Origin of the sequence: Streptomyces sp. SPB074 (assembly GCF_000154905.1) — a bacterium.
Taxonomy (GTDB): Bacteria; Actinomycetota; Actinomycetes; order Streptomycetales; family Streptomycetaceae; genus Streptomyces.
Window position 1 is genome coordinate 1866170 of sequence record NZ_GG770539.1, and the last position, 3446, is coordinate 1869615.

Here is a 3446-nt window from a genome sequence, read left to right on the forward strand (position 1 = left end):
GCCGCCGAGCACAGGGCGGAGGCCGCCGCGGCCCGCAAGCTGGCGGCGCCCGACGCCCTCGCCGCCGCGCTCGCGCACACCCCGGGCCGCGCGGTCTCGGCCGAGATCGACGACGACCCGGACGGACGCCTCGTCTGGGAGGTCGAGGTCCTGGACCGCGCGGGCACGCTCCGGCACCTCGACGTCTCGCCGTCGAGCGGCAAGATCGTCACCACGCGCACGGAACGGGGCGAGGCGGACGACGTACGGGCCGCCCGGGACCTCCTCACCGGCGACGCCACGAGCGCCGCGCAGGCCGCGCGCGCCGTCGCGGGGAAGGGCACGGTCGTCTCCGTGGACCTGGAGGAGGAGCGGAACGGCTCGTGGAGCGTGGAGACCGGAACGGGCGAGAACGAATGGTCGGTCTCCCTCGACGGCGCCAAGGTGACGGCCGAAACCGACGACTGAGGAGGACGGGCCGCAGGACGGGGACGGGGCGGGCCAGAGGACGGGGACGGGCGGGACGGCGTGCGGAGAGCGCCGCCCCGCCTCGCACGTATCGCGGCCCCGCCCGCCCCGCAGCGCCGCCCCGCCCGCCGCGTTCCGCCGCGCCCGCCTGTCACACATCGCTGCGCCGTCCGGTCATCCCGGTGAGACCGCCCGCTCCCGCACCGGAGGCCCGTCATGGAAGGGCCGCACGTCGCGCTGCTCCTCCTCGCCCTCGTCCAGCTCGGCGACGCCGCGCTCTGCCCGCGCCCGGCGGGCTTCGTCCGCGACTGCCTCACCGACGTCGGGCTGCCGCGCCGCTGGTGGCCGCTGCTCCCGGTGGTCAAGACCGCCTCCGCCGCCGGGCTCCTGGCGGGAATCCGCCGGCAGCCGCTCGCGGTGCTCACCTCGGCGGCGCTCGTCCTCTACTTCCTGCTCGCGCTCGGCGCGCACGTACGGGCCGGGGACTTCGGCCGGAACCTCTTCCTCAACGCGAGCGGGATGCTCACGCTGTGCGCGGCGGTCCTGGTGATCACCCTCGCGACGTGACGGGCGGGGGTACGGAGAAGGGGCGGACCCGCCGCCCGGACCCGCCGCCCCGCTCCGTACCTCCCGGCTCCCCGGCCCCCGCGCCGGCTACTTCCCCGGCACCCGAACCACCAGCGCGTCCCCCTGCCCGCCGCCCCCGCACAGCGCCGCCGCGCCCGTGCCGCCGCCGCGCCGCTTGAGCTCCAGGGCGAGGTGGAGGACGAGGCGGGCGCCGGACATGCCGATCGGGTGGCCGAGCGCGATGGCGCCGCCGTTCACGTTCACCTTCTCGGGAGTGACGCCGAGATCGGCCATCGACTGGACGGCGACGGCGGCGAACGCCTCGTTGATCTCGATGAGGTCGAGGTCCTCGACGCCGATGCCCTCCTTGGACAGGGCGTGCTGGATCGCGTGCGAGGGCTGGGACTGGAGGGAGTTGTCCGGGCCGGCGACATTGCCGTGCGCGCCGATCTCGGCGAGCCATTCCAGGCCCAGTTCCTCGGCCTTGGCGCGGCTCATCACGACGACGGCGGCGGCGCCGTCGGAGATCTGCGAGGCGGTGCCCGCCGTGATCGTGCCGTCCTTCGCGAAGGCCGGGCGCAGGCTGCCGAGCGTCTCGACGGTCGTCTCGGGCCGCACGCCCTCGTCCGTCGTGACGAGGACGGGCTCGCCCTTGCGCCGCGGCACCTCGACGGGCGTGATCTCCGCCTCGAAGATCCCGTTCTTCTGCGCGGCGGCGGCGCGCTGGTGGCTCAGCGCGGCGAACTCGTCCTGCGGGGCGCGCGCGATGCCGAGGCGGGCGTTGTGCTTCTCGGTGGACTCGCCCATCGCGATGTTCTCGTAGGCGTCGGTGAGCCCGTCGTGAGCCATCGCGTCGAGCATCTCGATCGCGCCGTACTTGTGGCCCGCGCGCGAGCCGGGGAGCAGGTGCGGGGCGTTGGTCATGGACTCCTGGCCGCCCGCGACGACGACGTCGAACTCACCGGCGCGGATGAGCTGGTCGGCGAGCGCGATGGCGTCGAGCCCGGAGAGGCACACCTTGTTGACGGTGAGCGCGGGCACGCTCATCGGGATGCCTGCCTTGACGGCGGCCTGGCGGGCCGGGAGCTGCCCGGCGCCCGCCTGGAGCACCTGGCCCATGATCACGTACTCGACCTGTTCCGCGCCGATCCCGGCCCGTTCCAGCGCCGCCTTGATCGCGAAACCGCCGAGGTCGGCGCCGGAGAAGGTCTTGAGCGAGCCGAGGAGACGGCCCATCGGGGTGCGGGCGCCCGCGACGATCACCGACGTGGTGCCCTGGCTTCCAGCTGTTCCGGCCATGACGCACAGCCCCTATGCAGTATGAGTGAACGAGGGTTTACCTCAATGTACTGAGCGCCGGGCGGACGGTCAGCGGACCGGGCGTGTGACGGGGCGCACCCCGCCCCGGCCGTCCGGGGCGAAGGCATCATCGGCCGGAAGGTGACGGAGGACTGACCTCCGGATAGGGGTGCCGGTAGGGTTGGCCCCCGGCTCCCGGTCGCGACCGTGGGCCCGGCCCCTTTCAGCACGGGGTCGCGGGCCGGGGTCCGGGTGGCAGGGGCGGTGTCGGGGCGGCGGTGCGCGCCGGGGCGGCCGTCTGACACCATTCCCCGGAAGACGGGAGCGCGTCCGCCGGGCGGGCACCTGTAAGGCGGGAGCACGTCCACCGGGCGGGTACCCGTACGAGGGGCACCGGTCCGCAGGACGGGTCCCCGCAGGACCGGAGCACGTCCGAAGGGCGGGCGGGCTCGCTCGGAGTGTCACGACCAGGGGACGGATGGGACCGCGCGGTGCGGGGCTACGAACGCCAGGAGAGCCACCAAGCTGCTGACGACGACCTCCTCTCACGGTTCGAAGCCGAGATGAAACGGCTGAAGACCGATCGGGAGAAGGCCGTCCAGCACGCCGACGACCTCGGCTACCAGGTCGAGGTCTTGCGCGCCAAGCTGCACGAGGCGCGGCGCGCGCTCGCGCTCCGTCCTCGGTACGAGAACGGCGACATCGCCTACCAGGCCGAGCAGATGCTGCGCACCGCGCAGATGCAGGCCGACCAGCTGCGCATCGACGCCGAGCGCGAGCTGCGCGAGGCCCGCTCACGTACCCAGCGCCTCCTCCAGGAGCACGCCGAGCAGCAGGCGCGGCTCCAGGCGGAGCTGCACCAGGAGGCGACGAGCCGCCGCCAGCAGCTCGACCAGGAGCTGTCCGAGCGCCGGGCGACCGTCGAGTCCCACGTCAACGAGAACGTCGCCTGGGCCGAGCAGCTGCGCGCCCGCAGCGAGGCGCAGGCCCGGCAGCTCGTGGACGAGGCGCGGGCCGAGGCCGAGCGGGCGCTGGCCGCCGCGCGCGCGGAGGCGCAGCGGGTCGTCGAGGAGACCAGGCAGCGCATCGGCGGCGAGTCGGAGAGCGCGCGCGCCGAGGCGGACACGCTGGTG

At 74.6% G+C, this 3446-nt stretch carries 3 protein-coding genes and 1 pseudogene; 3 read left to right on the forward strand and 1 reads right to left on the reverse strand.

The window, feature by feature from the left end; translation table 11 throughout:
• On the forward strand, window positions 1–447 hold a 447-nt coding region (locus SSBG_RS07390), incomplete at its 5' end, for a PepSY domain-containing protein (RefSeq protein WP_037869162.1).
• Window positions 448–663: 216 nt separating this feature from the next.
• A complete protein-coding gene (locus SSBG_RS07395; RefSeq protein WP_008745578.1) occupies window positions 664–1014 on the forward strand; it encodes a DoxX family protein in 351 nt (116 codons plus the stop codon).
• A gap of 87 nt (window positions 1015–1101) precedes the next feature.
• On the opposite strand, the gene SSBG_RS07400 is transcribed toward SSBG_RS07395, so the two are convergent.
• Window positions 1102–2313, reverse strand: coding sequence for an acetyl-CoA C-acetyltransferase (locus SSBG_RS07400; RefSeq protein WP_008745579.1), 1212 nt, complete (start codon window positions 2311–2313; stop codon window positions 1102–1104).
• A gap of 491 nt (window positions 2314–2804) precedes the next feature.
• Here SSBG_RS07400 and SSBG_RS07405 point away from each other — a divergent pair.
• Window positions 2805–3446: pseudogene (locus tag SSBG_RS07405) on the forward strand (hypothetical protein); the annotation flags it as partial.